The organism is Inhella sp., from assembly GCF_041912635.1.
Classification (GTDB): Bacteria; Pseudomonadota; Gammaproteobacteria; order Burkholderiales; family Burkholderiaceae_C; genus Inhella.
This window is the reverse complement of the sequence record NZ_JAYRMO010000072.1, coordinates 1-1,743: the sequence shown is the minus strand read 5'-3', so window position 1 is coordinate 1,743 and position 1,743 is coordinate 1. Positions and strand designations below refer to the sequence as shown.

The 1,743-nt window shown below is 67.5% G+C and carries 3 protein-coding genes; all 3 read left to right on the top strand.

What is annotated here, in order from left to right:
- A partial coding sequence (locus tag ACE3QP_RS21715; protein WP_374439165.1) for an EAL domain-containing protein occupies window positions 1-216 on the top strand: 216 nt, incomplete at its 5' end.
- 34 nt (window positions 217-250) lie between these two features.
- The gene (locus ACE3QP_RS21710; RefSeq protein WP_374439163.1) at window positions 251-1,207 is read left to right on the top strand and encodes a CBASS cGAMP-activated phospholipase; all 957 of its coding nucleotides are present in this window, start codon (window positions 251-253) and stop codon (window positions 1,205-1,207) included.
- Window positions 1,208-1,356: 149 nt separating this feature from the next.
- Entirely contained in the window at window positions 1,357-1,656 is a 300-nt protein-coding gene (locus ACE3QP_RS21705; protein WP_374439161.1) for a hypothetical protein, read from the top strand.
- Window positions 1,657-1,743: the final 87 nt, after the last annotated feature.

The window sequence follows — 1,743 nt, the reverse complement described above, 5'->3', positions numbered from 1 at the left end:
GCCAGCGACCCGGACGACGCCGCCATCGTGCGCGCCATCATCAGCATGGCGCGCAGCCTCAAGCTCAAGGTCATTGCCGAGGGCGTGGAAACCGCCGAACTGGCCCGCTTTCTGCATCTGTACCACTGCCACGAGGCGCAGGGCTACCACTACGCCAAGCCCATGCCCGCCGACGCTCTGGCGCAATGGCTGCTCGACTACCAGGCACGGGCGTGAACGCGCCTGCAGTTTTTTCCCTTTCTTTTGCTCCATGGCTACCAAGAACGCAACATCCGAATTTCGCATCCTCTCGCTCAGCGGCGGCGGCTACCTGGGGCTGTACACCGCCGTGGTGCTGGCAGACCTGGAAGAACGCGTGGGCGAGCCCCTGGGGCGGCGCTTTGACCTGATCGCAGGCACCTCGGTGGGCGGCCTGCTGGCGCTGGCGCTGGCCTACGAAGTGCCCATGGCCCAGATCGTCAAGCTGTTCGTGGAAAAGGGCGAAGACATCTTCTCGGCGCGCAAGCTGCCCAGCGGCGCCGTCACCCGCCTGCTCGACCTGACGCGCTCGGTGCTGGGCCCCAAGTACAGCGGCGACACGCTGCGCCAGGAGCTCACGCGCCATCTGGGCGAGCGCACGCTGGGCGATGCGTTGCACGCGGTGGTGATCCCGGCGGTCGATGTGTCGCGCTGCGTGACCAAGGTCTTCAAGACCCCGCATGCCGATACCTCGCTGGGGGACGAGGACATCCGCGCCGTCGATGTGGCCATGGCCACGAGTGCAGCGCCAGCGTTCTTTCCCAGCGTGCAGATCGGGCACGCCCTGTACGCCGACGGCGGCCTGTTTGCCATGGCCCCCGACCAGGTGGCGCTGCACGAGGCAGAGCTGTTCATGGGCGCCAAGCCCTCGCGCGTACGCATGCTCTCGGTGGGCACGGCGGCCATGGGCTACCGGCCCGCCGACCAGATCGAGGCCGACGCAGGCGCCGTGGGCTGGCTCAACGACGGGCGCCTCATCCTGACCATGATCTCCGTGCAGCAGCAGCATGTGGTCGCGGTGATGGAAGACCGCCTGGAAGACCGCTACATGCGCATCGACGCCCCCTGGCCCGCCCGCGCAGGCCTGGGTATTGACGTTGCCACGCGCTCGGCAGCGCTCACCCTCACCGCCCTGGGCCGCGAGACCGTGGCCCAGCTCGATGCCCAGCGCATCCACGCATTTTTGTGAGTATTCTTGGCTGCTGGCGCGCAATGGATAAGCACTGGCAGCTATAAAAAGCATAGCAATTGCAGGGCCTTTGGAAGCCGCCCAGCCCTTTACATTTGGCGGCAATTGCAGGACGATGGGCGGTATTGCAGCGCATCGGAGGCAAAACCATGGACGCCATCGCACGCAACCCGCAAGCCGACAACCGCTATGCCGCGCCCCAGGCCGTGGCAGCCGCCAGCGCCAGCGCGGCCTACAACCGCAACGCCAGCGCGCAGAACGAGCCCCCCGCCGAGCCTGACAACGAAACCACCGTCACCCTGAGCCCCCGCGCCCAGGCGCTGGCGCAGCAGGCGCAGGCGGCGCCTTCGTCCAATGCGCCGGACGCCACCGCTGAAGCAGAGCGCAACAGCAGCGAGCAGCGCTCCCAACTCAACGCCCAGGTGCGGCGCGCGTACCTGTCCGAGTAACGCGGGGAGGCTGCCATGCTCTCGATCGGCAACAACGCAGCGGCACCCGCGCAGGCAGCACAGTTCAAGGTGCAGGCCGCCCGCCGC